This window comes from Legionella sheltonii (assembly GCF_026191355.1).
GTDB classification, from domain to species: Bacteria; Pseudomonadota; Gammaproteobacteria; order Legionellales; family Legionellaceae; genus Legionella; species Legionella sheltonii.
Genome location: NZ_JAPHOQ010000051.1, coordinates 1 through 631, shown reverse-complemented (window position 1 = coordinate 631; position 631 = coordinate 1). Strand labels below are relative to the sequence as shown.

Sequence of the window (631 nt, the reverse complement as noted above, 5' to 3'; positions counted from 1 at the left end):
TGCAGATTCCACTGATGCCGATCAAAGATTCCATTCCATCGCGATCATAGATTCCATTTGATACCGATCACTGATTCCATTCGATGGCGATCAAACCGGAGCAAAGCGACGCTTTTTTAAAGTTTATGACTTATCCTCCAGATTATCTAATTTTGTAGTTATTTTTTTTCGCATTGACTCACCTTTCATATCAATTCGATGAGAGTTATGAACAAGTCTATCCAAGATAGCATCCCCCAATGTCAAATCACCAATAACCTCATGCCAGAGCTTAACAGGTAGTTGGCTAGTCACAATGGTTGAGGACTGATTGTGCCTGTCATCCATAATTTCAAGTAAATCACGGCGTTGCTCATCATTCATCGGAGCCAAACCCCAATCATCCAATATAAGGAGTTGGATTTTTTCTAATGAAGCAAGTAATTTAGGGAAACTCCCATCACCTCGGGCTAATTCAAGTGCCTGAAATAGTCTTGGTAAACGTAAATAACGTGCCGTAAAATTATTACGACACGCTTGATTAGCTAAAGCACATGCAAGCCACGTTTTACCGGTACCCGTGGGACCGGTGATCAGTAGATTTTGTTTTCGCCCAACCCAATAACAATCAGCAAGTTGCTTTATTACCGCC

The 631-nt window shown here is 41.2% G+C and carries 1 protein-coding gene; it reads right to left on the bottom strand.

Translation table 11 applies throughout. The features are described from left to right. Nucleotides 1–123 precede the first annotated feature (123 nt). Nucleotides 124–631: IS21-like element helper ATPase IstB (gene istB, locus OQJ26_RS19315; protein WP_265705290.1), on the bottom strand; the 508-nt coding region annotated here is incomplete at its 5' end.